This window comes from Mycoplasma amphoriforme A39 (assembly GCA_000723365.1).
Lineage (GTDB): Bacteria > Bacillota_I > Bacilli_A > Mycoplasmatales > Mycoplasmoidaceae > Mycoplasmoides > Mycoplasmoides amphoriforme.
Window position 1 is genome coordinate 416,161 of record HG937516.1, and the last position, 26,631, is coordinate 442,791.

Sequence of the window (26,631 nt, forward strand, 5' to 3'; positions counted from 1 at the left end):
TTATGTATTATATAAAATCTGATTTATCGAACATAACTACATTTATTTCTTTTTTAAAGATTTAGCCATTGCAATTAATTATGATGAAATTTTGATCGCAATGTTTTAATTTTAACCTGTTTGTAATCAATTCTTATTTATGGGTTAATTTATCAAACTACAGGGTTTATAAAAAGTTATTTATATAAAATGTAAATATTAAGTATAATTATATGGTAAATATTTATATTTAATTCTGCCGATTTAGTTTAGGGGTAAAACAAGTGCATGGTAAGCACTAAAGACAAGTTCGACTCTTGTACTCGGCACCAGAAAACAAACAATAACAACTTGCCTAGTTTCCAAAACTAGGCATTTCTTTTGCTTATAACTTTCCTTACTGAACAGTTTTCATAAAAAATATGGAAAACTTGAAAAAAACACTTAACTATCTTGATTCTTTGATGAACTATTATTAAAATTTAATTGTAGTGATCATATCACTATGTTAAAAATTAAGGATACCACACCCTGAAGAATATTTGGGTTGTGGAATAAAAGCCTTAATGTTCTTTTTGCGTGGGTATAAATCAAAGGTGATTTATGCATTTAATACGCACTAAAGAAATTGTTGTGAAGTCTAAAGAGTTTCAAAGGTTAATTGTTTTATTTAATGAGATGTTTGCTAAAGTGGAAATTGGGCTCGTCATCAACTTAATTGAAAGCGAAATTAAATCTTTAAAAGATTTTCAAACCCAACTTCTTAATCTGTATCACCAAGCATATTCAAAATGAAAATGAAACCAAGTTCGCCGTAAGGATGAAAAGATTCTTCAATTTTACGAAGATTTAATTCGTAAATACGATATTATGATTCACTCCGTGTCAGATTATTTAAAAAAATTAGATAATTTTGTAAGCAGTGCGACTTCTAATAAAAGTACGAAGCGGTTAGTGAATAGTTTAGCCCGGCTAACCTTTAAGGTTTTTCTGGATTTAAATTGTGGCTCTTTTTTAGAAATCAAGTCGATTTCAGCAATGCTAAATAACCTTAGCATGGCGATTGCGAACCAGTAACTTTAATTCACATCTTCAAACACCATTTACTGGTGTTTTCTTTTTTTATTTTACGCTATGTGCGATTAATTCAATTGTTTTATATTCGAATGTAACAATATCATTATTTTTAAGTTTTTAAACGAACTTGTTTAGACTTACTATGCCTAAATAATTTCAAAAAAATTTTGTGATCAATATCAAGATATTTTTTAGTTAATCACAAAATTTTATATAATTGAATCACTATTATAGATACAAAATATTTAGGCAGGCTAACCTTATGTCAGATTTAATTGATAAAGCATATGAAATTGCTGTCAAAGAATTTAAAAACAAGCCCTTTGCTTTTAACCGGCTATGGAATGAATTAACTAAAACTGAAAAGATTTCTAACCAGGATAAACCGAAATTAATTGGTGGATTTTACGTTGATTTATTGCAAGATCCCCGTTTCGTGCATGTTGGTGATCGGAACTGACGGTTACGATCAACCATGAAGTATGAAGAATGGGATAAAATTACCCAATTGATGTACGGGGTTAAAGAATACTACGAAGAAGGTTATGAGGATTTAGTTGAAAAGCAACAAGAGGAAAAAACAACAGAAGAAATCGGCCCTGATATGAGTAATGAAGATAATGTTTCTGACACTGTCTACCTTGATTCACTTTTAAGCACTAATATTCCCGAAGATGAAGATAATAGTTAAATTTTTGGAGAATGAAAATGCATGCTACAAACACCCGCTTACAAAACGCTAAGGCAATGATTCAAAAAGGCTTTGTAGAAAACTTTGCCATCCCCCACATTAATGTTAATAACTTAGAATGAATTAGTGCTACCCTAGATGCTGCTGAAGAAACAAAAACTCCCGTAATTATTGCTGTGTCTGAAGGTGCGAAAAAATACATGGGTAGTTACCAGTTAGTTTTTCATATGGTGAACGACTTAATGGAACTTAAAAACATTACCGTCCCAGTTGCATTGCATTTAGACCATGGTTCTTTCAAGGCAACCTTTGAAGCAATTGACGCTGGCTTTACTTCGGTAATGTTTGATGGTTCACACCTTCCATTTGAAGAAAATTTTAGTAAAACCAAAGAAGTAGTCGCTTATGCTGCTAGCCACAATGTTTCTGTTGAAGCTGAAGTTGGCACGATTGGCGGCGAAGAAGATGGCATCATTGGTAGTGGTGAATTAGCTGACCCGAATGAATGTGTAAAATTATTAAGCATTGGCAACATCACAATGTTAGCGGCTGGTTTTGGCAATATTCACGGAATTTACCCTAATGATTGAAAGGGACTAAATTTTTCAAGATTGCAAGAGATTAGATTAGCGACCAAAACCCCATTAGTACTCCATGGTGGTTCGGGAATTCCTGATGATCAAATTGAAAAAGCCATTTCTTTAGGAATTAATAAAATTAACGTTAATACCGAATGTCAACTGGCTTTCGCTGAAGCTACAAGAAAATATATCGAAGATAAAAAAGATCTTGACTTAGTTAAGAAAGGCTATGATCCTAGAAAGTTATTAAAACCGGGAACCGAAGCCATTAAACAAAAATGTATTGAAAAATTTAAGTTATTTAAAGCAATCGGTAAAGCCTAGTAGTTGTTCTAAATTTGTTACTTTAAGGAGATCTGAATGCTTTCAGCAGGAATTGTTGGATTACCAAATGTTGGTAAGTCTACATTATTTAACGCTATTACTAATTCCCAAGCACAAGTTGCCAATTATCCGTTTGCTACCATTGATCCTAATGTGGGAATTGTTAATGTTAAAGATCCAAGATTAATTGCCTTAGCCGAATTAATTCAACCCGAAAAACTAGTATTTAGTTCTTTTCAGTTTGTTGACATTGCTGGCTTAGTGAAAGGTGCGTCCCAAGGGGAAGGATTAGGTAATAAATTTTTAGAGAACATTCGAAACGTTGATTGCATTTGTCATGTGGTTCGTTGTTTCAATGATAAAGGTATAATTCATGTGAACAATGTGGTTGATCCGATTGCTGATTTGGAAGTAGTTCACACTGAACTGATTATTTCTGATCTTGATTTAATTACTAACCGCATTGCTAAAATTTCTAAGAAAGCACAAAGCGGGGACCAGTTGGCTCAAAAAGAACTTAACATTTGTTCAAAAATTAAAACGGCTTTAAATGCTGGCAACTTTGCTAGCGAAGTGATTCACGATGACATTGAAAAGCAATTAGTGAAATCTTACAATTTACTAACAACCAAACCCTTTATCTTTGTTGCTAACATGTCTGATTCAGAAATTTCCAATCCCGAAGTTTCTGATCTTTTTATCAAACTTAAAAAATATCTAGAACCAAAAAAGGCCACTTTAATTGCAATTAGTGCCAAAATTGAAAGCGAAATCGCAACCAGCACTTCCGAAACCGAACGCTGTGAAATTATGGAAATTTTTGGAATGGGCCAAGTTTCGGGTCTTGATAAAATCATTAAGTCTGCTTATGACGTTTTAGGCTATTGAACTTATTTTACTTTTGGCAAAAAAGAAACAAGAGCGTGAGCGTTTTTAAAAGGATTAAAAGCACCTGAATGTGCTGGGATTATTCATAGCGACTTTGAACGTGGCTTTATTAAAGCCGAAATTATTCGGGTTGAAGATTTATTGCATTATAAATCTGAAGTGAAAGCAAAAGAAGCCGGAAAACTGCGTTTAGAAGGAAAAGATTACATGATGCAAGATGGTGATGTTTGCCATTTTAAGTTTAATGTCTAAATGAAAATATTATAAAATCATTACAGGTTAATCGTAAATTATTATTTAGGTTTTATAATTACTTATTAAGTATTATTTCCACTAACTATTATTTAATGAATAAAAGCACTTTAAATAACAACTAATTGCCAAGGTGAACCCGCCCATGTTTGAATATAATCTTGAACAAATTAAGATCTTAAATTCCAGTCTTAAAAAATTTCCTTACATTTCTTTAATCGATCCGAAAGATAATAAATCCTTTGAAGGCGAAAGCCGGTTTTATTTTCTAAATTTCTACACTAAAAAAGATACGGATCTAATCTCCTTAACTCCAGGCGATCTACTTTTAGTTTCTTTGTCTAAGCACGGTCAGGAAAGCATTAAGGTTATTGGAAATTTATTGCAAATTTTACCTAATGATGAATTAGAAATTCAAGTTGAATCTAATGAACTTCATAAATTACCTAGCGATTTAAAACACTTAAAAATAATTACTTGCTTAAAAAAAGATGTTGAAAAACCATTAGAATTATATTTTGAACAAGTTGCTAGACGCGTTGCTAAAACGATTGCTAAATTCGAAAAAAAACGCAAACGCCGGATGGAGATGGAGCAAAAGTTTGCAACCGAGATTGCCACTTTAAATTTTCTCCCTGCACCAACTGTTTTAAATCGCTCACAAAGTGATCAAAAACAATCTTATTTTGATGCTTACACACTAGCTAATTTACCAGATTCCCGAATCGGCTTAGCCCAATTTCGGCAAGAAATTATTGAAATTTTAAGTCATCATGGTTGTGTCGGTGTAAATGCTGCAACATTGCGCCCAAAAGGATCTTTAATTAGTTCAATTAATATTGAATCTCCCGGTGCTGTAACCTGAATTAATGATTTAAGTAAAACTACAGAATTTATCATCCAAAAAGGCAATACGAAAGGAAAGCAACTAACTTCCTTAGCAGACTGACACCCTGATGTTATCGAATTCATTGTTTCTAAAATTAATGATCCCAAGATTCTTCGTTGAATTTTAGACAATGTTAAAGATCCGTTAATTATTAAGGAAGTGAAGCAAAAATTTAAATTTTTTCCATTAACTGAAGTTGAAAAAAAATACCACGAAAATATTCTTAGCACCAGTTCTGATGAAGTTGCAAAAAATGCATCAAAAATAATTTTAGAAGAAGCAGGATCATGAAAAATTATCAATCAAGATTTTCTAGCAGGAACTGATATTGCTATTGCTATTTCCGACCAATTTATGAATGCTGTCAAAATAAACGCTAAGTGAACGCTTAAATATCCTGATTTAATAAATCTTAGCCGTAAGCAAAAAAACTTTTATGATGCTAACTGGAGTAAAATTAACAACGTTTTTCATTGAGAGCAATTAAATTATCCAGTGAAAAATTATTATGAAATTAATGCCAAAAATTTATGGGATTTAATTATTTATTGCTCATTACATCTAAACCAGCCGTTAATTTATTTTGTGGATACTATTAATCAAGCAAGTGTAGTTGGTGATAAATCAAAAAATTTAATAGTAATCGATCCTTTAAATCATCTTCCCTTACACCAGCATTCGGTCTGTAATTTAGGTTGAATTAATCTTGCAAATTTTATTGATAAATCATCAGGTAATATTAAACAAACCGAATTAGAAGAAACCGTGCGTATTGCGGTTAGGTTTTTAGACAATGTGATTGATGCTAACGAATACTTTTCATTACAGGCAAAGAAACATGCTTTAGGCATGCGACCCATTGGTTTAGGAATTATTGGGTTACACGATTTTTTTATTTGATCATCGGAACGTTATGGTTCGAAAAAATCACGTGCGACAATTGATTTGGTAGCATCAACAATTGCCAAAACCGCTTATCGAGCTTCGGTTGACTTAGCTGTTGAAAAAAAACCGTATAAATTCTTAAAACGAAAGAACTTTAAACTTCTTTCTGAATCTAATTATGTGAAATCACTGTTGTCAGAGATTGTTGAAAAAATCACCAAAAAAGGCTTGCGTAACTCGTGTGTATTAGCATCGGCAAATTCTTTTGAATTAAGCAAAATAGTTGGGGTTGCTAACGGTGTAGACGCCTATCATAGTTTTTATTTAGATGAAAACCAAACTAGCAAAATTTCGTTAGTTGATGAATGATTGCAATACAATGAAACTCCAAATTCGCAAAGTGAATACGAATCTTTAGTTTCAAACTTACCGCCCTATTTTGCTAGTGCAACTGATATTCCGACTGAAGAACATGTTAAAGTTCAAAATTCACTTGAAAAATTTTACGATTCAGCAGTTATTAAAACCGTTTATATTTCGGAAAATGCAAGTTTAGAACAAGTTGAAAAAACTGTTGAAAGTTTATACGATGGCCAAGTCAAAGTAGTGAATTTAAAGATTTTTCAAGGAAGCGCAAAAAATTACCAATCAGTTTCTAATTACAAAACAACTGAACAATTAACCAATAATCTTAAAGCAACAAATGAAACCAAAACAACAGGTTTATTATCGTCTGTTCAAGCTTTAAATTCAAAACAAGTAACCGTTAATCCTTCTGGGAATGATGTTATTGTTGAAAAACCAAAAATAAATGAACCACAAAAAGCAACTTCGTCAGTTCACACCCAACAAAATTCAACTGTGATTCATTCAAATAATTCTAATGAGAACACTATGGATGATGCTACTAGTCTTGAAACTAACCACGAAATATCTGCGAATAATTGATCCATACAAAGTCAATCTAGTCAAGATGAAGCATGCGATAAATCAGAACCCTTAGCAAATCCAAATCAGAATGTTTTTACAGAAAAATAGTTGATTTTAAAATAACTGAATTTGCATCTTTTTCAAAAAAGGTATTCTTGACAAAATTAAATAATTTTCAATAATAAAAACGAGGTTTTACATGAGTTCTGAAAAATTACCAATTAACCGCCTGCACTCCATCAACACCGTTTTAACTGAAGTTGTTCAATACCTTAATGCGAATGTTTTTCAAAATATTTTTCAAGATTGCGTATTAATAGTTCAAAAAGGCAACCGACCTAAAGGCGACGCAATTGCTTGGTTTGCTCCAACCCGTTGGGAAATTGATGGGAAAACTTATCACGAAATCACTTTAGTTGCCGATTGGTTTGGCACTCATTCGATTCCCAAAATGATCCTAATCATTGTGCACGAATTAATTCATTATGAAGGCAATTTATTATCGCTACCAACCACAAATAAAACTGGAAAATTTCATAACAATAATTTTAAAAGAATTGCCGAAAAAAGGGGTCTTGTTTTTGGCGAAAAAAATAAAAAATACGGTTGAATTGATGAACAGCCTGATGATTCATTACAACATGTGATTAAGAGGTGCATTCAAGACCTTGATTTAGAGAAAAATTTGCCTAAATTTGAACGAATTAATTTAGAACGAAAACCTGCCAAGAAGACCATGTTTAATTTTTCATGCCCCAAACATGGCATTAAAATTAAAGCTAAATTAGATACAAAAGTTTTATGTGGGTTATGTGATAGTCAATATGAATTTGATGATGAATTACCAAGTTAATCATGATTTAGACTAATCGCTAATTTTAGTTTACATATGCTATAATACTACAGATTATAGTGATTATTAAATTAATGCAGATGTAGTTCAATGGTAGAACGTGACCTTGCCAAGGTCGAGACGCGAGTTCGATTCTCGTCATCTGCTCCATTATCATCAAATCTGATTTTTTAAATCATTCATTATTTTAAAAGATAAGAAACTATATCAACAGATATAAAGTTCTTATTTTTATTTTGTTAGTAGTTAAATAACGGTTAATTTGTACATACGCATACCATTAAAACACCATCTTTTATCTTAAGAATACTTGATTTTAATTTCTGTAACATATTTATTGATGAAGAAAACTATCCAGGATTTTTTTTGTAATAATTAAAATATGAAAATAACGTTCACGTGACAATTGCTTACTTAAAGGAATATCTATCATGGATGCACAAAAGCAAATTAAAAATTTAATTAGCAAGTTAAGACGGTATGAATATGAGTATTATGGTCTAGATGCACCTAGCGTCTCTGATGCTGAATATGATGTTACTTTACAAGAATTAGCCCAATTAGAATTAAAATATCCTCAATATAAAGATCCTAATTCACCAACCTCACGAGTCGGTGGGGTAATTTTAGATAAATTTAAAAAAGTAACCCACCAGTTTCCGATGCTTTCATTAGGTAATGCCTTTGATGTTGGTGATTTATACCACTTTGATAAACAGATTAAAGATGTTAGTCATTTACCTAACTTAAAATATGTTGTTGAACCCAAAATTGACGGATTGAGCATTTCGTTAATTTATAAAAATGGAGAATTCGTCCAAGCATTAACTAGGGGCGATGGCGTTAATGGGGAAGATGTCACTGTGAACGTTCGGACCATTAAAAATATTCCTTTAAAAATTGATACTGATTTTGAAAATGTTACCGTTCGGGGTGAAATCTATATTTCCAAAAAAGATTTTCTAGAACTTAATAAAAGTCTTAATAACGAAAAGGAATTTGCTAACCCCCGTAACGCGGCTGCTGGGTCATTGCGTAATTTAGACTCTAGCATTACTGCAAAAAGAAAATTAAGTGCTTTTTTATATTACCTTCCTGACGCAATTGAAAGGGGTTTTATAAGCCAACATGAAGTCTTAAGGCAACTTAAAAAATGGGGTTTTCCAATTGCCAAAGAAATAAGACTAACTAATTCGATTGATGAGGCAATTAATGCAGTTAATTTTTTTACTAACCAGCGGGAAATTTTACCATACGCCATTGATGGGGTTGTTTTAAAATTAGATGACCTCAATTTTTATGAAAAATTAGGGTCAACTACGAAATTTCCAAGGTGAGCAATTGCTTATAAATTTCCGGCTGTTAAAGTTGTGACTAAACTATTAGATATTCAAACAACGGTTGGTCGGACTGGCAGAATCAACTATATCGCCAAACTGGAACGAATTAACATTGATGGTACGTTTGTAAGTTCAGCAACTTTACATAATTATGATTATATTTTAGAAAAAGACATTCACATTAATGATTATGTTCTGGTTTATAAAGCTGGCGATATTATTCCCAAAGTTATGGAAGTTGTTAAAGAAAAGCGCGACTTAACGACAATTGTTAAATTTAAAATTGCCACGCACTGTCCCCAGTGTCATGAACCCTTAGAACAAACACCTGGCGAAGTTGACCAGTACTGTATTAATAGTGCGTGTGCTTCACGAATTGTTCAGGCCATTATCCATTATTGTTCACGCGAAGCGATGAATGTTGAAGGCGTATCTGAAGGAATTATTGAAAAACTGTTTGCTGCTAAATTGTTAACCAGTATCACTGATTTATACGAATTAAAAAACAAGCAACAAGAAATTTTAAACGGTAATTTCAAAATTAAAAACAAAAGTTTAAACAACATTTTAATATCGGTTGAAAATTCTAAAAATAACCAATTGTCCAATCTTATATTTGGTTTAGGCATTAGACATATTGGGTTGGCAACTGCCAAAGTTTTGGCCAAAAAATTTAAAACAATTCAAGCTTTAATTGCTGCCAAATTAGTAGATTACCAAAACATTAGCGATATTGGCCCAATTGTTGGCCAATCGTTAGTCGATTGGTTTGCTTTAAAAACAAACCTAGATATTTTGCAAAAACTCATCAATGCTGGTGTAAAAACCACCGAGGTTGTCGATCGTTCCCAAGTAGATGAAACATCAATTTATTATCAAAAAACCTTTTTAATTACTGGTTCATTTTCCATCCCTAGAAACGAAATTAAAAAAATTTTAGAACTTAAATTTGATGCCAAGGTGTCGGGAACATTGTCGGCTAAAACTGACTATGTTCTAGCTGGCAGTAATGCAACTTTAATTAAAGTTGAAAAGGCGAAATCATTAAAAATTCCGGTTTTATTAGAAGAAATTTGGAAAACCAATTAAACAACTTGATATTATTGTTATTTTTATTAATTCATCTAGTTATAATAACTTATATTCATTTAAGGAGATGGCCGTGGCTCATATCATTCGTAAAGGTTATGCGTTTGATGATCTTTTATTGGTTCCCAAAGCATCAAATATCTTACCGAAAGAAGTTCAATTAAAAACCAAATTAACTAATACAATATCGCTTAACATTCCGATTTTATCAGCAGCAATGGATACAGTTACTGACCACAAGATGGCAATTGCGATGGCCCAACTCGGTGGTTTAGGAATTATTCATAAAAATTTTAGTTTAATTCAACAAGCACAAGAAGTCGTTCTTACAAAGCAAAAGGAAGTTGATTTTAATTCATATCCCAACGCTGTGGTTGATGCTCATCAAAAATTACTAGTAGGCGCGGCTGTGGGGATTGGCGATGATACTTTAAGTCGAGTTGCTACCTTAATTAAATATGGTGTTGATATCATTTGTTTAGATACAGCTCATGGTCATAGCAAATATGTTGTTGAGGTTTTAAGAAAAATTAAAAAGAACTACCAAATTCCGGTAATTGTTGGCAACATTGCAACAGCTGAAGCAGCGTCTATCTTAATTGAGCAAGGGGCCGATTGCTTAAAAGTTGGGGTTGCTCCTGGCTCCATTTGTACAACCCGGATTGTTAGTGGTGTTGGTGTACCCCAACTTACAGCAATTATGGACGTAGCAAGTGTTGCTAAAAAAAATAATATCCCAATTATTGCTGATGGCGGCATTAAAAATTCGGGTGATATTGTTAAGGCTTTGGCAGTAGGTGCTAATTGCGTAATGTTAGGCTCATTGATTGCTGGTTGTGACGAAACTCCTGGTGATGTTATAGAAATGGGCGACGGACAATTGTTTAAAACTTACCGGGGCATGGGCAGCACAGAAGCTATGAAGGCTGGATCAAGTGATCGTTATTTTCAAAATAACGCAACAAAATATGTTCCTGAAGGGGTTTCTGGGTTGAAAGAATATTTGGGCCCTTTAAATGACGTATTATTTAATTTACTTGGCGGGATCCGTAGCGGTATGGCTTATTGCGGAAGTATAACAATTGATGTGTTACATAATATTAGCGAATTTATCGAACAATCTTCAGCAGGATTAAACGAATCATATCCCCATGATATTGTCTTAACTGATCATAAATAGTTTTATAGTTTCATTTCATTGTTTTTATCTAACTTTAGGTTAAGGTGATTAATAACATTTAAAATTTTAAAAACTAGTGATTCAGTATTACAATTATTAAAAGTACGAATAATTTTTTAAATCATTCTTATAATTAATCAACTTTATTCTTTAATATTATTTTTATTTTCAGTTTTAATGAACTACTTATTTTTTTGAATATCCATTAATTGACTTTAATGTGATATCAGTTCAAACAATTTTCTTTGAAAGAAGATTTTGATTTTTGTAGCTGATTTTTGCGATAATTATTTTGCCTAATCTAGGCTTTATGTATTGAATGACACTTTTTAGTTAATAACAAATCAGGCAAAAACTATTAAATTTTAATTGATAGGATTTTGTATGAACAGTACAAAAGATTTTTCAGTAAATAAAATTATATTAACTGTGATTTTAAAGGTAATTTATTTTTTCAATATTTGATCAATTACAATAAATGATAAGCGTGTTATCGAATTAACTGAATAAATTTTATATATTAAAAAACAGAAATTTTAAATGAAAGAAAATGAATAAGAAAAGATCTTGTAAAAAATTTTTAACAGTAATAAAAAGTTATAGCCTTCTTGCACTTACCATTAGTGTTTTAACTACTAGTTGTAGCATGGTTTATGAACGATCTATGACATCTAGATTCCTTGATGAATTTAATAAAAATCTGCTGCCAAGACATGTTAAATTAGGATTTCAACAAAAAACTATTGACGAATTTTTGCAAGAAAATGAAACACTTCCATATTTAGAATTACGTAAAATTATTGATGAAACTGATTTACCTGATGTTCCGGTAAATGGTAAAGTAATTTTTATTTCTTTTAGCAAACAAATTAATAACATTTTAATAACTAACTATGCTTTTATTGATGGTGAAAAAAGCACACCATTTCGTGTCCTTTTAGAAGGATTTAAATCTACTAATAATCAAAATTCTGAAAAACTAAACCCAAATTCTAACCCTAAAAAACCTGAACCCAAAGAAGATGATGAGCAAGAGGACTCTATTGGTAATTCAAAAAATCAGCAAACAATTTTGCAAAATGTAAATAAGCAATCCCAAGAAAATCCGTTTATTTTGCCAAATTCTAATCAACATGTTTTAAGTGAGAATCAGGTTTATCGAGACATATATAACCGCACTTTTGCTTTAGGTTTTCACGGATTAGAACAAGATCAAAAATCAATTATTAATTATTTAACTCAAGGCACTGGTTGACTTTTAGATTATGCCTGAAATTCGAATAAAACTAAAGTTATGCTTTATCTTGCGACCAACGCCCATGTATATGGTGCAAGTTATGCACCATTAGACAACAAATACAAATCTACCTTTCCCGAATATTTTAATGATGGTTTTGAAACAAATGTAACAACGATTAAAGGCATTTCCATTGGTAAGGCAAAAAAGAATGTTAATTTAAACCAAATTGAGAACGGAACTGATCCCGGACTAGCAAACTATGTAAATTGATTTAGCAACATTTCAATTAATAGTCATGATCGTAATGCAAAAGATACAACAGTTGTAACAAATATAATTAGCCCCCCCCTAACCGTTTTCTTAGCAGTTAATTTTTTTGATGATCTTGCAACAAAAAAGATTATTGCTAAAATGAACTATACGCAACTTCAAAATGATCCAGTTAACAATACAAAATTTATTGGTAAGGATTTTGCTGTTTTTGGTTTAGAAATCAATTACCATTCTTTAAAATCACAAATTGTAAATAATACGAAATTATCAGAGTTAAAAGAACAAATCGATCAAGCAATCAAATCATTAGATGATAGTATTACTTATTTTAAAAACACTAATGTGCCCAATCATTATTTAAAGGATTTACCTTATTTATCAGTAGATTACAAATCAATGTATCGTTTAAACCCACTAAATCAAACGCTTAGAACTGATTATAATTTCAAAAATTTTTATTCAAATACACGTAAGATCCATATTGCTGGCTATCCAGCAGCAGATGGAAGACAATTATTTATGCGAAACTATCCCAAAAATGTTAGGACACAACAAAAGAAACAAGGCGTATTCAACCGTCATTCGTTTTCACTAACATCGGAAACAGTTAATTTTTTTGGCAATAAATTTACTAAAATTGATGGAGTTGAACAGGTTGCAAACAGCAGTTTATTTTACGGAGCAAGTGGCTCATTAGCTATGAACGAGTATGGTCTTCCGGTCGGAATTTATACAAACATTTCTGGATCAAACGATTATAAAGACTTAAGTGGTGATGGTTATATTTCCTTTTTAATTAAAACTGTTGATGAGTTTTATGATTTTACAGGATCAACACCAGCAGATCCCATTGTTTATGCACATAATTTAATTGATGGAAGTGATAAAACGAAATACCCCCGTCAAAAGAAATCCTACCGTGAAAATTTAAAAGTGATCGATAGTTTTATTGATTATCAAAAAACTGCTTTGTTCCCCGAAGGTGCTTAAAACTTGATTAATATCATTTTTGATTTTAAATTTTGTAATCTGTGTGTATAAAAAATAAATAGGGTTGCTAAAGGCACCCTATCTTGGTTTGAATAAGCCATGTTTTGTAACAATGCGAATTACATTGCTGTCAATCATTTATCTACCATCATGTGATGGTCATTGTTCCAGTTTTTATTCCCGGTCGAACATTCCCTTACCAAATTTTAGGTTTCTCACTTACGGAGTTTACCGCGTTTCACTATTATTTTTCAATAATACTCGTTTCTGTGGCACTTTATGAAAATATCACCTTATTCATGAAAATGAACTTAGGCTCATTCTCGTCGTCTCTTTTTGAGCTAGGCTTTATTTGTTAAACCTACGTAAACGCTACAGGCATTACAGCCTGTGTGAGCATGGACTTTCCTCTACTATTTTTCATAGTAGCGATTGACTACAAACCAGTTTTAAATTTGATTTAATAATTAATCTATTAAATATAATACATCCTTTTTTATTTTGTACAAAAATTATTACTGTTTTTCAAATACAGATTTATTAACAAATCTTAATTCACAAGATTTATTCTATGTACCTAATCTATATCTGAAAATTTCAATTTGGAATCAGTGGTAGCTTATAAAATCTATTTATTTTGTTCTTGAATTTGCATCTTTATGGTTCAAAGCTATTAACTTTTTTGTAACTACAAGCATAATGATTAACTACAGCAAACTTTATATAATTATCTTCAATTTAGACTATTGAACTATTCAATTGTAAGCAGAACTTTAGATTTAGGACTTTATTTAAATTAACATAAAGTTCAAAGTAAAATGAAAAACGCCCGCTGACGACCTTGCTTTTGAAGTAGGTTCCGGGAAACGTATCTAACAAAATTTTAACAAAAATTTTCATATTTTTAATTAGTATTCATCAATTCTGTTCTTCATGATTCTGGGAATCCAATGTGATTTAATTGAATTTCCTTTTTATATTTTTCAAATAAACCCGACAACTCATTATTAATTTTATTGTTCCATAAACGCTTATCAGGAAATATTTCTTTAAGGATTAAGAAAAATTTATAAACATAATATTCTTCTTTTTCACTTAAGTTTACTTCTAAAATTCGCTGTTTATCAGAATCAAATTTAAAAAAGTATAAACGATTAAGATGTGCACATCAATTTCTTAAATACTTACAATTATCAATCCAATTTAATAAAATTTCTGAATCTAGATTTTTTTGAGACTTTAATGTTTTAGCTGTAATGTTTGCAAAATTGTCTAAAACATCATCCTTTCAATTTTTCAAAAAGTCACAAAGATCACTAAATGTAAAAAAATCTACAACAACTCATATTGGCATGCTTTTATACTTTTTCTTATGATGTTCAATAACTAAGGGGTAAATATTTCGATTTTCAATTTCTTTTTTAATTTTTTTGTAAAAATCATTCTTTTGTCTAGGGCCTTTATAAAAAAAATTTTCTTGATCATGATACCATGAAGGACCAAATTTTTTTCCACAAAAGTATGCTATTTGAGTTTTTAAATAAGTCTCAATTTCTACTAATAAAGACAATAAAAATAATCTTAACTCATTATCAAAATTATAAACTTTTACAATTGTTTCAAAATTAAGATTGTCAATTAGTTGGAAATATTTTTCTCCTGATTTATCGGTTATTTCTATCTTGCTATTAGTTGTAGGATCAATTTTTTGAAAAGGCAAAAGATATCCAGACAAACGATAATAATTAACTCATGAAAGAATTTTTAGTGCATAATTTTTATCGTTAATTATGATGCCTCGATCCTCTAAAATTGCAATTTGTTCTTCAAAAGTTTTAAATTTTTTTAATGGTTCCATAAAAGTAAAATATTACCAAAATTTCAGATAGTTCAAAGGATAAAATTTAATTAAAAAATCAATTTTTAATCTTTAGTCTTACTTTTGATATAAATTTTGTAAAAGCAAGTTTTGCAGAAGATTTTATTTCTTAATATAAAAACGTTGATTTATTATAATTTGAATTATTTTTAATTAGTTATAACTTATAGTAACAAATAACGTTATATTCTATGACACATGAAACTGAACCAAATTGTTTCTTTCGGTCTAGTATTATTAATTTTTGAAATATTTACTAGCGTAAGGATTGATTTTTTCTAAATTATCAACTAACGTCCATTCTTCATGACCAGGAAAAATTCACATACCTTGATGTTTAAACTGGTTTACAAATGCTTTAATACTTTGTTCCATTAATTTGGAATTAGAATAGTCAAAGTCAGTCCTACCAATATCAATATCAAAAATATGATCACCTGTAAAAACATATTTATCGGTATAGTAACAACTACTACCTGGGGTATGACCGGGAGTATGAAGGACTTTTAATCCAAATGGATTTTCTTCCATTACCAAAGTTTTGTTGAAAGTCATTACTTGATGATCTTTTAATTTTCCCAAACTATTAAAATACATCGCATTCGGTTTTTTCGATAACTGGTAGTCAGCATCATTAACATATGCCAAGCATTTGTACTTCTCAATAATTTTTTGTGCCCCGTAAGTATGATCATCGTGTCCGTGAGTGATCAAAACGCCTTTTGCTAAAAGATGTTTTTCATCTAAAAACTTCATAACTTGTTCATAATTAAAACTAGGATCAATGATGATTGCGTTTTGATTATGTAACAGCACGTATGTATTATTAATAATTTTCGAATCTATAAACACATATAAATCTGGAAAAATTTTTCCTTCTCGATAGTTCATTTAATGATGACCAGCCTCATATTTATCATTAGTGCATGATTCCAATATTTTGCATTAAATTAAAACTTAAAGGCGAAATAATGCATGTATTTTCAAAAATAAAAATTATTTTTTGAAGATAGTAGCCTAATCTTTTTTATTTTTTAAATATGACATTTAAATGAGTATTAATGTTTAAATTTTCAAAAGAATAATTCGATTAAACAACTGAAATTAAACTTGGTTTTGTTACACATTGCAACATTCTTTAATTATTCAGTTTTCATACATGATAAAATTATAGTACTTAATAAGGTAAGTATATGAAATCAGTAATTAGTGAAAAAAATCAAGCCAAAGAACCACGTGTTGTTCCTTCGAAACGCCAAATTCGCATTGCAACTATTGTTGCTACAAAATCAGAAGATATGGAATTAATTGTTCCAACTGATTTATGAAGAAGAGCCCATTTTATTGTTGATTTAATTTCAATTGAAAAGAAAAATAGTGTGACACTAGCACACGGAACCGCCATTAAATGTACCCAAACAATTGATAAAACCAATTTAAAACAGTACAACGCCATTTTTTTACCTGGTGGTGAAGGGGCAATGAAGTTTCATTTGGAACCCAAATTAGTAGAGCACTTAAAAATGTTCAATGAAACTCAAAGATACTTAATGGGAATTTGCATTGCTCCGCTAGTGTTTAGCAAACTCGACCTTTTAGGAAAACACAAGGCGACATGTTTTCCAGAAAACCAAAAGGAACTTGGAGCAAATTTAGATAAAAGTGCTAAAAATGTCGTTGTGGATGGTAATTTTATTACTGCAAAAGCGGCAGGTAATGTTATTGAATTTGCTTTAAAAGTTATTGAAGTATTAGCGTCTAAAAAAGAAGCCGAAACTGTAGCAAAAAAAATTAATTATAAAAAAAATTAAGGAGAGTTGCGATGCTATCGATTCGCTGAAAAGATTGTCACGCTTCAGATGCTGTGACTTCGCACTTTGAAACAAAGTTAGCAAAAATTATGCGTTTTGACATGATTGATCACGATAACATTAAAGCCGAAGTGGTAAAGTACGAAAAGGAAGATTGTTACACGGTTCGTTTAAATGTTTCTATTATTAAAGGATCAGTGATTCGCTCTGAGGCAAGTGCGAAAGATGTTTTAACAGCAATTAATGAAGTTATTGAAAAATGCTTAGACCAAATTCGCCGCGTTAAAACTAAACATAGTGTGAAAAAACCCAACCATAATTAGATAAAAAAATATTGCTTGTTGTATTAGATTAAGTTTTAATTTGCCATTTTTAATAACATGGTATCTTTGCTATTAGGATCGCATGCAAAGTTCTCCTAGTATAGGCATGAATTTATACATATCTACATACTAAAACTTAATAAAAGATGTTGTTTTAACCATCTAATGACCTTTTTGGTTTAATTTATTGTTTTTAGTTTCTTATGTATTTTAACTTCGATATAATATTAGTAGCAAGTTACTTGAAAGGTATCTTAATGGAAATTATTGAAACAAAAAAACTTTGAGACAATTATGAAGAATTGGCTAATACCAACATTTGTTTAGTGGGTTGAATTCGTGCGAATCGAGCTAGTGGTAAAATTGGCTTTATCGGTTTTAGCGATGGTTCATCGTTAAACACAGTCCAAGTCGTGTATAAACTCGAATTCCTTCCTAATTTTGCAACGATTAGTGCAGCGACTCTAAACTCTAGCATTTTAGTTGAGGGCAGGCTGGTAGTTACTAAAGGTAGCAAACAACCTTTTGAAATTCAGGCGACAAAAATTGATGTCTTAAAAGAAGCTGACGCTTCTTGTCCAATCCAAAAGAAGCACCATAATAACGAATTTTTAAGAACGATTTCCCACCTAAGACCGCGAACTAATAAGTTTTATAGCATTATGAAGATTCGTAATGAATTAGCCAATTCCATTCATGAGTTTTTTAAAAACAATGGTTTTGTTTTAGTTCATTCACCAATTATTACTTCAAATGATGCTGAAGGTGCTGGTGAATCATTTGAAATTAAGGATACTGAAAATGGTCCTTTTTTTGGTAAAAAAGCCCTACTTACGGTTAGTGGGCAAATGGCTGCGGAAGCTTTTGCACAAATCTATAAACGGGTGTATACGTTTGGTCCAACTTTTCGTGCCGAAAAATCACATACTAACAAACATTTAGCAGAATTCTGAATGGTTGAACCAGAAATCGCTTTTATCAATTTGGATAAATTAACAATTATTATGGAACAAGTTATTAAGCATTCAATTGTTTATTTATTCAAGTATGCGAAAGATGAACTTGAATACTGCAATAACAATATTGATAAAACGCTAATTGAGCGTTTAACTAAAGTTGTTGATAGTAATTTCCCGAGAGTGGAATATCGTGATGCTGTTAATATCTTAAAAACAGCAGTTGCTAAAAAAGAAGCAAAGTTTATCAATGAAAACATTTTCTTTGGTATGGATTTAGGTACAGAACATGAAAGGTATATTTGTGAAAAAGTATATAATAGTCCAACTTTCATTTTAAACTACCCAAAACGGATCAAAGCCTTCTATATGAAATTAAACGAAGATGGGACAACCGTTGCTGCAACCGATTTATTATTTCCGGGAGTTGGTGAATTGTGTGGCGGTAGTCAACGTGAAGATTCCTATCAGAAATTAATTAAACGCTGCAATGAATTACAAATGGATACCAATGGGATTCAGTGGTACTTAGATTTACGCAAATACGGTTATTATCGGTCATCGGGTTTTGGATTAGGATTTGATCGCTTTGTTATGTATTTGACAGGATCAGATAACATTCGCGATGTTATTCCTTTCCCTAGGAGTCATGGACAATTAGAATTTTAAATATTAGAATACGCCGTTCCTATTTACGTAAGATTCCTAATTTATTAACAATTATTAGAATAATTCTTTTTATTCCCATTATTAGTTTAATTAGTTCATCAACTGCACCAGCGTATCATATTGATTTAATTCACATCAATATTAGTAAATACCCAATTTCAATTGGTTTTTTAATTGCGGGAATTTTGTTTATCTTAGTGGCATTTACTGACTGACTTGATGGCTATTTAGCAAGAAAATGAAAAGTTGTATCGGAATTTGGAAAGTTATGGGATCCAATTGCCGATAAAATTCTTATTAACTCGATTATGATTACACTTAGTGTCTTCGATTACTTACACTTTGGCATTACGATTGTTTTTGTGATTCGCGATATTTTGATTGATGGCTTAAGAATGTTGGCGTTACATTATCACGTTGTTGTCGCTGCTAATAAGTATGGCAAACTAAAAACCATTTTTCAAATGATTGCGATTTGTTTTAGTCTATTTTTATTTGGAATGAAAAGTTCAGCTGCAGTTACGCCTAACAGTCAAATATGATACTGGTTTGCACAAATGCTGTTGTATTGGATTGCATTATTTTTTGCAATTTTATCATTAGCAATATATTATTTTAAAATAATGACCGTGGTTAAAATAGAACACACCCTTCGCGGTGTAAAAATTCCTTCAAAGGTAAAACCTAGTTAGAAAGCAGAATCAAACATGTTAGATTTTAAAGATATTGTTATTGATAAATTAGCAAAACAAAAATTGACATTAGCGATCGCTGAATCAGTTACTGGCGGAGCAATTGCTTCGACAATTGTTGGTGCACCAGGTGCATCAGTTGTTTTTAAAGGCGGAGTTGTCGCCTACAGTAAAGAAGCGAAAATTCGCTTACTTAACGTTCGCGAAAGCACAATTGCTCAGTATGGGGTGATATCAGCACAAGTTGCTAAAGAAATGGCAATTGGTGTGGTTAAACAATTGAACACCGATATTGGACTCGGGGTTACTGGGGTTGCTGGTCCTGAAACAGTTGAAAACCGGACCGTTGGTACCGTTTTCTTTTGTGTTGTAGTCATTGACAAAGCCTACGAATTTGAAGCCCAATTTAATGATGAAGGCCGTAATAAAAATCGGATTTCAATTACTTCCAAAATTTTGGAAGAATTATTAAAAATTGTTGTGAAATTAACTAAAAGTAAAGAATAATTTTCTCGTTTTTAATTTGGTAATTATTTTGAAGTTAACTACCTTTGAATCGTTTTTTTTAGTTAGCAATAAAACTCTAGTAAGGTTATGTTAAAATTTTGATAGTAAAAATTCTCGGATAATTAAAATTAGTATCTAATTTTAGTTAAAACCTAGGATTCGTGCGATTATCATCTCAAGATTATTGATCAAGATTTTGTGTAGCAAAAACTAGCATTATTAATGGTATTAAAAACCAACCTTTGGCTAAAAGGAAAAAAACTTATGAACGAAAATCAAACAACAAAAATTGAACGGACAGCAGACGGGACTTGAATCTTACGTAATTATGAAATAGCTAACACCAAAACACGATTTGAAATGTTAGTTTTTGATGCCCAAGAAGAAACAATTACCGGATATATTTTTGCCGATTCTAAAAAAGAATTGGATGCTTTAACAAAAGTAATTAACGATAATATTGGTGCTAACAATTATGTTGATTATTGCTACTTAGTAGTTATGAATCAAGATTTATTAAAAACTGCTGATATTGTTTTTAAATTTTGAAAAGCAAACCCAATTGATAATTTTAACGTTGGTTTGTGCTATCTTGATAGCCAAACCAATGGTTTATCAAAAATTGCTACAAGTCTTGCTAAAAATCGCCATTTTTTATTTACAAATTATGTAAAACCACTAGAAATCCAAAAAATTTTACAACTAATTAATGTTCATAACAAGATTGATGCTATTGATCACTCGCCTTCATCAATTATTCGCACTAATTTGGATCAAGATTTAAAAAACTCTTTTGAAGAATATGACAAAAACACCCCTGATTGGTTACGGGATGTAAGCACCAAGGAAGTAAAAAGTGATTTGCAACTAAATTTTTCTTCGCATGTACCAAAAGATTTTAAAATTGATTTGGAAAACAATAGTTATGAAAAAACAACAAAAGACCTTGATCAAAAAGTTAATCAACTTACCGAAGAAATTAAAGATCTAAACTACTCGCAGTCATCCTTAATTGAAGAAATTGATAAATATAAAGAAAATATTAATACTAATTCTAGGCTAGCAAATGATTTAAAAAACTTAAATTTTAATCTAAAAGATTATGGTGTTAGTAATACTGATTTATTAAATGATTTAAGAGATTTAAAAAAACAAAATGATTTTGCAACTGATCCGCTAGTCTACGATCCTTCTCTATCTACAAACGATCTTGATTTAGATTTAGCCGATGATTTATCTACTTATCACGATCAATTATTGAACGACTCGAACTATTATCAGAAATTAAATTCAATTACTAATGATTTAAAATCCCATGATTTTTCCGAGGAAACTAATCGGATTTTAGATGAATTAGAACACAATAAAGATTAGACCTAATTTGACTTAAATTTCAACCAAATAAATTCTCGTTATTACTTATGAGTCTTTATTTTTTTTATTTATCGTTGTGTAGTTTTAATAAAAGATCTTGAGCAATAATTATTTTATATTCAAGTTCTTGAATTTCTTCGCAGCCCTCATCAAGATTTAAATTTTGTAAATTAACATCAAATTCAATATCACTTATTTTTGTTTGCAGGTTATCGATATAAACGCTTAATTTTTCGATTTGTCGATATTTAGGATCAATAGTTGGATCAATATTGGTATCTTGGAATACAATTTCAACTATTTTTTGTTTTAGTTTTTGATTTTTTAATAATTTTTTGGCGAGATGTCGATTTTGATTGTCAAGATCATTTTGTAAATTGATCATTTTTCTAATTTGAATTGTTGATTGGTATTTTTGCTTAATTAAGTTTAATTTTTGTTTTTCTAAATAATTTAAATTTAAATCACTCTTTTTAAAATGATGATGTATAGATTCTTCATTTTTGTGACATAATAGATCAATCTTTGGATATTGTTGCAACTCTATTAATGTTTGGTCGTCTTTTGGTAAATTTGCTGAATCCATTTTTTGATTATTTTCAACAATTTCAGCATTTGCAGATAATTTTAATGTTGTCTTGTTTTCCATCAAATCATCCTCTAAAATTTTTTGCGAATTTTTAATTAAAATTTCACTAATTGGTTTAGCTACTTGGGGATGAAAATTACGCTGAATTGTTTGAATTGGCTCCAATTGAGTTGCCAGTAATTTTTTGTAATCATTCTCCTTATGGCCTTCTTGAACTTTGTTATCTAATATTTTTTCGCTATCAAAATTTGTTGCCTTATTTTGTGTTTCATTATTTTTTTTGTTTGCATTGATTTTTTTGCGATGTTGAACTTTTTTACTTGATAATTGTGTTTTTTTGCTTTCTTTCAATATTTTTTTGCTAGTTTTACAAATTAATTTGTCTTTTGATTTACCTTTATTATGTAAATTTTTTGTTTTCCTTTTGATTTCATAATTTACATTACTTTGAATAGGTATTGTTAAATTAGTATTTATATTCGTTTTTTCGCTAATGGTCTGTGTTTGAAGTTGTTCATCAATAACTGTTTCTGATAATTTATTTAAAATATTTTCTTCGTTTTCTTTAGCAAGAAACTGGCTGCCGATAAGCACTTTAGAGTCTACTTGGTTATTTAATTCCAACTTGCTATTAATCTCTTCTGTAACGCTATCTTTTTTATTAGTTGTAGATTCAAGAAAATTTGTCGGAGCGTGATTATCATTTTTTTCAAGCAAGTTTGCATCGCTTGATTCTTCATTTTTTTGATCTTTTTCTTCGCTTGCAAAAATGATATTGATATTTGTAAAATGATTTATAGATTCAGACTCATTCTCGTGTTGATTTTTTGCAAATCTTAGTTCATCACTTAGACTTTTTGTTTCATCAATATTTTGAGTTGATTTGCTTAAATCAACCGAATCGTTCATTAAAAACTCTGCAACACCAATCAAAGTTCTTATTTTCTTTTTATCTTTATTTTTCATGTCAAACTCGCATCAATGCTATTGGGTCTATAATTAAATTTTAACAAAAGATACATAAATGTTATTAATACAAATTTAGCAGTTTATTGATTTATTTTTTTAATAATGATCCGGATTGGTGAATTTGGGCATCAATTGGTTTAATAATATCTTTTAATTCCATTGCTAAATTATTAAAAATTGGTCTTAATTCTTTAATCAAAGTAAACAAATTGCTTTTTCTTTTGTTTTCAATAATTTCCATTGTTCTATCGTGGAACATTGGAATGTATTTATCCAACAAAAAATCTTTAAAAGTCATTTGCATTTGCGACAATATCTTGTTTTGAGCAATCGATTTTCAATCATACATACTAATTAAAATCCGAAAGCGTTTGTCGCTAAAACTATTAGTAATTGCTTTTTGATACCGACATAATTCTGTCACCACTTTTAAGTTATAGGACATGACTTTAATGGGCACAATTAAAAAATCTAACATTTTAAAAATAGCATCGTTTATTTTAGCAACTGTAGGATTTAAATCTAAAACACAATAATCATATCTTTTTTTACTTCTTAAATCGTGAAATAATTTTTGGAAAATTCTTTCAAGTCCGCCGAATTGAACTTTTTTTAATCACTCTAAATCTGAATCATAAAAACTAACTAAATCAAAATTTAAAGCATGATTTTTCTCAATAATTTTAGCTAATGATACTTTTTTATTAATGTACTCTACAAACGATGGAGCATCAATTAATTGGGATAAATTTGTTTCACCTTCCACATCAAAATTAATAAACAAGACGTTTTGACCAAAACCAACCCAGGCATCAGATAACCCGATTCCACACGTTGTTTTACCAATTTTAGTTTGCGGCGAAATAATCCCAACTTTAAGCATAATCATTTTCCTTAGAAATTATTTGTTTTCATGATCTTGGAAATTTTCTAGGAGTTTTTTTAAATTTTTGATAAATCACGTTATTTAGCATTTTTCCATTAAAAATTGTTTGTTTTGAAACAAAATGCTTTAAACCTAAACTTTTTAAAAACGGTTCAGCATCTTTTACTTCGCTTTCAAAACTAATGGATTTTAAATGAATAATCATCCCGTTAACTTTAATTCATTGCACAAACAATTCGTTCATGATTTTAATGGATGCTACCGCCCGACTAATTCCAAAATCATAAGATTCTTGATGAAATGAATGTTCAAGTAGTTCCGCCCGTTGTCAAGAAACCCTAACATTTTTTAATTCCAGTGATTGAATAACAAGATTTAAAAAATTAACTTTTTTCTTGTTTGCTTCTAATAAATGAAAATTACCTTGGGGAAAACTTAACGCTAAAATTATTCCTGGCGATCCAGCACCCGAACCGATATCTAACAAATTAAATTTTTGATCATTAGGCAAATTTAAATCGTTAATAATGGCCATGATTTCATCCACTAAGCCTAATTTAATTTGGAATAACGATCTAAATCCGGTTAAATTGTACATTTGATTGTGCTTGTAAATTAATTCAAGATAACGTTCAATTTGTCAATTATTTATCATTTTGCTTGGACTTATTTATATAGTTTTTAACTGCTACTAAATCAGGAAAATTAATTCCACTAATTCGACTAGCTTGATCTAAGTTGATTGGTTTAATGCTGTTTAATTTATCAACGGCTTCGTTGGATAAATTAGGCACTTTTTTATAATCTATTTTTTGGGATAAAACAACATTTTTTAACGAACCAATTTGGGTTAAATTTTTTTCCGAATTTTTAATATATCCCGCATACTTAACATTAATTTCAACTTGTAACATTTCGGCATATGTAAGTTTATTAAAGTTTTTTTTAATTAAAGTTAATAATTTTTTTAGAGTAATTTCGGGCCGAGAAAGGTAATGTCGCAATGACAAATTAGTATTATTAGTTAGTTTTCTTAATTGTTCAAATTGACCAATCTTTTTTGTTTCTAAAAATTTTAGAACTTGTTTGATTCTTTTTTGCGATGCTAGGTAACTTAGGTATTGTTTTTGGTCAATCATTTTTAATGATTTAGCTTTTTTAATCAATCGGGTTTGGGCGTTATCATTTCTTAATAATAAACGGTGTTCAGCACGCGAGGTTAGTAGCCGGTAGGGATCACTAACGCCTTTAGTAACAATATCATCAATCATCACCCCAATGTATGCTTCATTTCTGGATAAAATGAATGGTTTTTTTTTGAAAAGTTTTAAAGCAGCATTAATTCCGGCCATAATGCCTTGTCCAGCAGCTTCCTCATATCCACTTGTGCCATTAATTTGACCCGCAGAATAGAGGTTTTTAATTAATTTTGTTTCCAGGGTCGGTAATAACTGAATGGGGTCGATTGCGTCATATTCAATTGCATAACCATATCTAATAACTTTGCAATTTTTTAATCCAGGTAAGGTACGAATGATTTGATCTTGGGTTTTTTCATCAAAAGATGTTGATAATCCAGCAAGATACATAGTGTCTAAAGAAATTGATTCAGGTTCGATAAACAACTGGTGGCGATTCTTATCTTGAAAGCGCATCACCTTATCTTCAATACTTGGACAATACCTTGGGCCAATTCCACTAATTTGGCCACCATAAACTGCTGATCTACTAATATTTTCTTGAATAATTTGGTGTGTTAATTGATTCGTATGAATCAAATAACACGGCAATTGTTTACTTAATTTTAAAAACTTTTTTGTAGAAAAACTAAAGGCTAAGTTAGCATCAGTTCCCGGTTCGATGGTAGTTTGGGAATAGTCAATAGAATTTTTATCAATTCTTGGTGGCGTTCCGGTTTTTAACCGTAATAATTTAAAACCTAACGCAACTAAATTAGCTGATAAATGGTGACTATTTTTAAAACCATCTGGTCCAGCATTTTGGTTATTTTTACCAGTATGAGTTACTGATTGCAGGTAAGTTCCTGTTGTTAAAATTACCGCATCAGCTGCCAAGTGTTTTTGTTTTTTTAAGTTAACGCCAGTAACTTTTTGTTTCTTGGTAACAATTTCGACAACTTCATCTTCAACCAAAATGATGTTTTTTTGTTTTGTAATTTTTTTTAAAAACCAATGATGGTATTGCTTTTTATCGATTTGTGCCCGTAGGGCTTGAACACCTGGGCCTTTGGAACTATTTAACAATTTCATTTGCAAAGCACATGCATCAGCCGCTTTGGCTTGCATGCCACCTAATGCATCAATTTCTCTCGTTACAATTCCTTTAGCTGGTCCGCCGATGGATGGATTGCACGGACAATTGGCGACTGATTTTTTATCTAAAACAACTAAGTAAACTAAACAGCCCAATTTTGCTGCACTAAAAGCCGCTTCTAATCCGGCGTGTCCAGCCCCGATAACAACCACTTTTTTCATACAATTGCAAACTGTACCCA

The 26,631-nt window shown here is 30.6% G+C and carries 21 protein-coding genes, 2 tRNA genes and 1 other RNA gene; 17 read left to right on the forward strand and 7 right to left on the reverse strand.

The annotated features are described in order from the left end of the window. Positions 1 to 237: 237 nt before the first annotated feature. The 11 genes from ABDB96_RS01590 (at position 238) to ABDB96_RS01640 (ending at position 13,461) form a co-directional block, all read left to right on the forward strand. A tRNA-Thr gene (locus tag ABDB96_RS01590) sits at positions 238 to 311 on the forward strand. A gap of 271 nt (positions 312 to 582) precedes the next feature. Then, positions 583 to 1,056 carry a hypothetical protein gene (locus tag ABDB96_RS01595; RefSeq protein ID WP_343251775.1) on the forward strand — a complete coding sequence of 158 codons (474 nt, stop codon included), beginning with the start codon at positions 583 to 585 and terminating at the stop codon, positions 1,054 to 1,056. Positions 1,057 to 1,318: 262 nt separating this feature from the next. Further along, complete coding sequence (gene rpoE / locus ABDB96_RS01600) at positions 1,319 to 1,747, forward strand: DNA-directed RNA polymerase subunit delta (RefSeq protein ID WP_343251776.1); 429 nt, start codon at positions 1,319 to 1,321, stop codon at positions 1,745 to 1,747. 17 nt (positions 1,748 to 1,764) lie between these two features. Further along, entirely contained in the window at positions 1,765 to 2,652 is an 888-nt protein-coding gene (gene fba / locus ABDB96_RS01605; RefSeq protein WP_343251777.1) for a class II fructose-1,6-bisphosphate aldolase, read from the forward strand. A gap of 36 nt (positions 2,653 to 2,688) precedes the next feature. Then, positions 2,689 to 3,792, forward strand: coding sequence for a redox-regulated ATPase YchF (gene ychF, locus ABDB96_RS01610; RefSeq protein WP_343251778.1), 1,104 nt, complete (start codon positions 2,689 to 2,691; stop codon positions 3,790 to 3,792). 145 nt (positions 3,793 to 3,937) lie between these two features. Next, positions 3,938 to 6,604, forward strand: a complete 2,667-nt coding sequence (locus tag ABDB96_RS01615) for a hypothetical protein (protein ID WP_343251779.1) — start codon at positions 3,938 to 3,940, stop codon at positions 6,602 to 6,604. A 91-nt stretch (positions 6,605 to 6,695) separates the two neighbouring features. Continuing rightward, complete coding sequence (locus ABDB96_RS01620; protein ID WP_343251780.1) at positions 6,696 to 7,349, forward strand: hypothetical protein; 654 nt, start codon at positions 6,696 to 6,698, stop codon at positions 7,347 to 7,349. Positions 7,350 to 7,425: 76 nt separating this feature from the next. Then, positions 7,426 to 7,499: transfer RNA gene (locus tag ABDB96_RS01625), tRNA-Gly, on the forward strand. Positions 7,500 to 7,780: 281 nt separating this feature from the next. Beyond that, positions 7,781 to 9,778, forward strand: a complete 1,998-nt coding sequence (gene ligA, locus ABDB96_RS01630) for an NAD-dependent DNA ligase LigA (RefSeq protein WP_343251781.1) — start codon at positions 7,781 to 7,783, stop codon at positions 9,776 to 9,778. A gap of 73 nt (positions 9,779 to 9,851) precedes the next feature. Beyond that, positions 9,852 to 10,958, forward strand: a complete 1,107-nt coding sequence (gene guaB / locus ABDB96_RS01635; RefSeq protein ID WP_343251782.1) for an IMP dehydrogenase — start codon at positions 9,852 to 9,854, stop codon at positions 10,956 to 10,958. 664 nt (positions 10,959 to 11,622) lie between these two features. Beyond that, positions 11,623 to 13,461 (forward strand): MIP family Ig-specific serine endopeptidase, encoded by a 1,839-nt coding sequence (locus ABDB96_RS01640; protein WP_343251783.1) that lies wholly within the window; start codon positions 11,623 to 11,625, stop codon positions 13,459 to 13,461. An 88-nt stretch (positions 13,462 to 13,549) separates the two neighbouring features. Here the strand turns inward: ABDB96_RS01640 and rnpB are convergent. From rnpB to ABDB96_RS01655, 3 genes are all read right to left on the reverse strand, one after another. Beyond that, an RNA gene (rnpB, locus tag ABDB96_RS01645) (RNase P RNA component class B) lies at positions 13,550 to 13,906 on the reverse strand. Between the two features lie 459 nt (positions 13,907 to 14,365). After that, positions 14,366 to 15,319, reverse strand: a complete 954-nt coding sequence (locus ABDB96_RS01650; RefSeq protein WP_343251784.1) for an Abi family protein — start codon at positions 15,317 to 15,319, stop codon at positions 14,366 to 14,368. Between the two features lie 258 nt (positions 15,320 to 15,577). Beyond that, positions 15,578 to 16,231, reverse strand: coding sequence for an MBL fold metallo-hydrolase (locus ABDB96_RS01655; protein WP_343251785.1), 654 nt, complete (start codon positions 16,229 to 16,231; stop codon positions 15,578 to 15,580). A gap of 302 nt (positions 16,232 to 16,533) precedes the next feature. Here ABDB96_RS01655 and ABDB96_RS01660 point away from each other — a divergent pair, with 302 nt between their 5' ends. The 6 genes from ABDB96_RS01660 to ABDB96_RS01685 all read left to right on the forward strand — a co-directional run bounded on the left by ABDB96_RS01660 (position 16,534) and on the right by ABDB96_RS01685 (position 21,672). After that, complete coding sequence (locus ABDB96_RS01660) at positions 16,534 to 17,151, forward strand: DJ-1/PfpI family protein (RefSeq protein ID WP_343251786.1); 618 nt, start codon at positions 16,534 to 16,536, stop codon at positions 17,149 to 17,151. An 11-nt stretch (positions 17,152 to 17,162) separates the two neighbouring features. Next, complete coding sequence (gene hpf, locus ABDB96_RS01665; RefSeq protein ID WP_343251787.1) at positions 17,163 to 17,474, forward strand: ribosome hibernation-promoting factor, HPF/YfiA family; 312 nt, start codon at positions 17,163 to 17,165, stop codon at positions 17,472 to 17,474. 257 nt (positions 17,475 to 17,731) lie between these two features. After that, positions 17,732 to 19,099 (forward strand): asparagine--tRNA ligase, encoded by a 1,368-nt coding sequence (asnS, locus tag ABDB96_RS01670; RefSeq protein WP_343251788.1) that lies wholly within the window; start codon positions 17,732 to 17,734, stop codon positions 19,097 to 19,099. Positions 19,100 to 19,188: 89 nt separating this feature from the next. Further along, complete coding sequence (gene pgsA / locus ABDB96_RS01675; RefSeq protein ID WP_343251845.1) at positions 19,189 to 19,791, forward strand: CDP-diacylglycerol--glycerol-3-phosphate 3-phosphatidyltransferase; 603 nt, start codon at positions 19,189 to 19,191, stop codon at positions 19,789 to 19,791. A 15-nt stretch (positions 19,792 to 19,806) separates the two neighbouring features. Beyond that, a complete protein-coding gene (locus tag ABDB96_RS01680) occupies positions 19,807 to 20,298 on the forward strand; it encodes a CinA family protein (RefSeq protein ID WP_343251789.1) in 492 nt (163 codons plus the stop codon). A 264-nt stretch (positions 20,299 to 20,562) separates the two neighbouring features. Then, a complete protein-coding gene (locus ABDB96_RS01685; RefSeq protein WP_343251790.1) occupies positions 20,563 to 21,672 on the forward strand; it encodes a hypothetical protein in 1,110 nt (369 codons plus the stop codon). Between the two features lie 64 nt (positions 21,673 to 21,736). Here the strand turns inward: ABDB96_RS01685 and ABDB96_RS01690 are convergent, their stop codons facing one another. From ABDB96_RS01690 to mnmG, 4 genes are all read right to left on the reverse strand, one after another. Further along, on the reverse strand, positions 21,737 to 23,227 hold the full coding sequence (locus ABDB96_RS01690; RefSeq protein ID WP_343251791.1) for a hypothetical protein: 1,491 nt from the start codon (positions 23,225 to 23,227) through the stop codon (positions 21,737 to 21,739). A 91-nt stretch (positions 23,228 to 23,318) separates the two neighbouring features. Beyond that, positions 23,319 to 24,113, reverse strand: a complete 795-nt coding sequence (locus ABDB96_RS01695) for a ParA family protein (protein ID WP_343251792.1) — start codon at positions 24,111 to 24,113, stop codon at positions 23,319 to 23,321. Beyond that, positions 24,106 to 24,771, reverse strand: coding sequence for a 16S rRNA (guanine(527)-N(7))-methyltransferase RsmG (gene rsmG, locus ABDB96_RS01700; RefSeq protein WP_343251793.1), 666 nt, complete (start codon positions 24,769 to 24,771; stop codon positions 24,106 to 24,108). The genes ABDB96_RS01695 and rsmG overlap by 8 nt, the downstream gene beginning before the upstream one ends. After that, on the reverse strand, positions 24,761 to 26,611 hold the full coding sequence (gene mnmG, locus ABDB96_RS01705; protein WP_343251794.1) for a tRNA uridine-5-carboxymethylaminomethyl(34) synthesis enzyme MnmG: 1,851 nt from the start codon (positions 26,609 to 26,611) through the stop codon (positions 24,761 to 24,763). The genes rsmG and mnmG overlap by 11 nt, the downstream gene beginning before the upstream one ends. Positions 26,612 to 26,631: the final 20 nt, after the last annotated feature.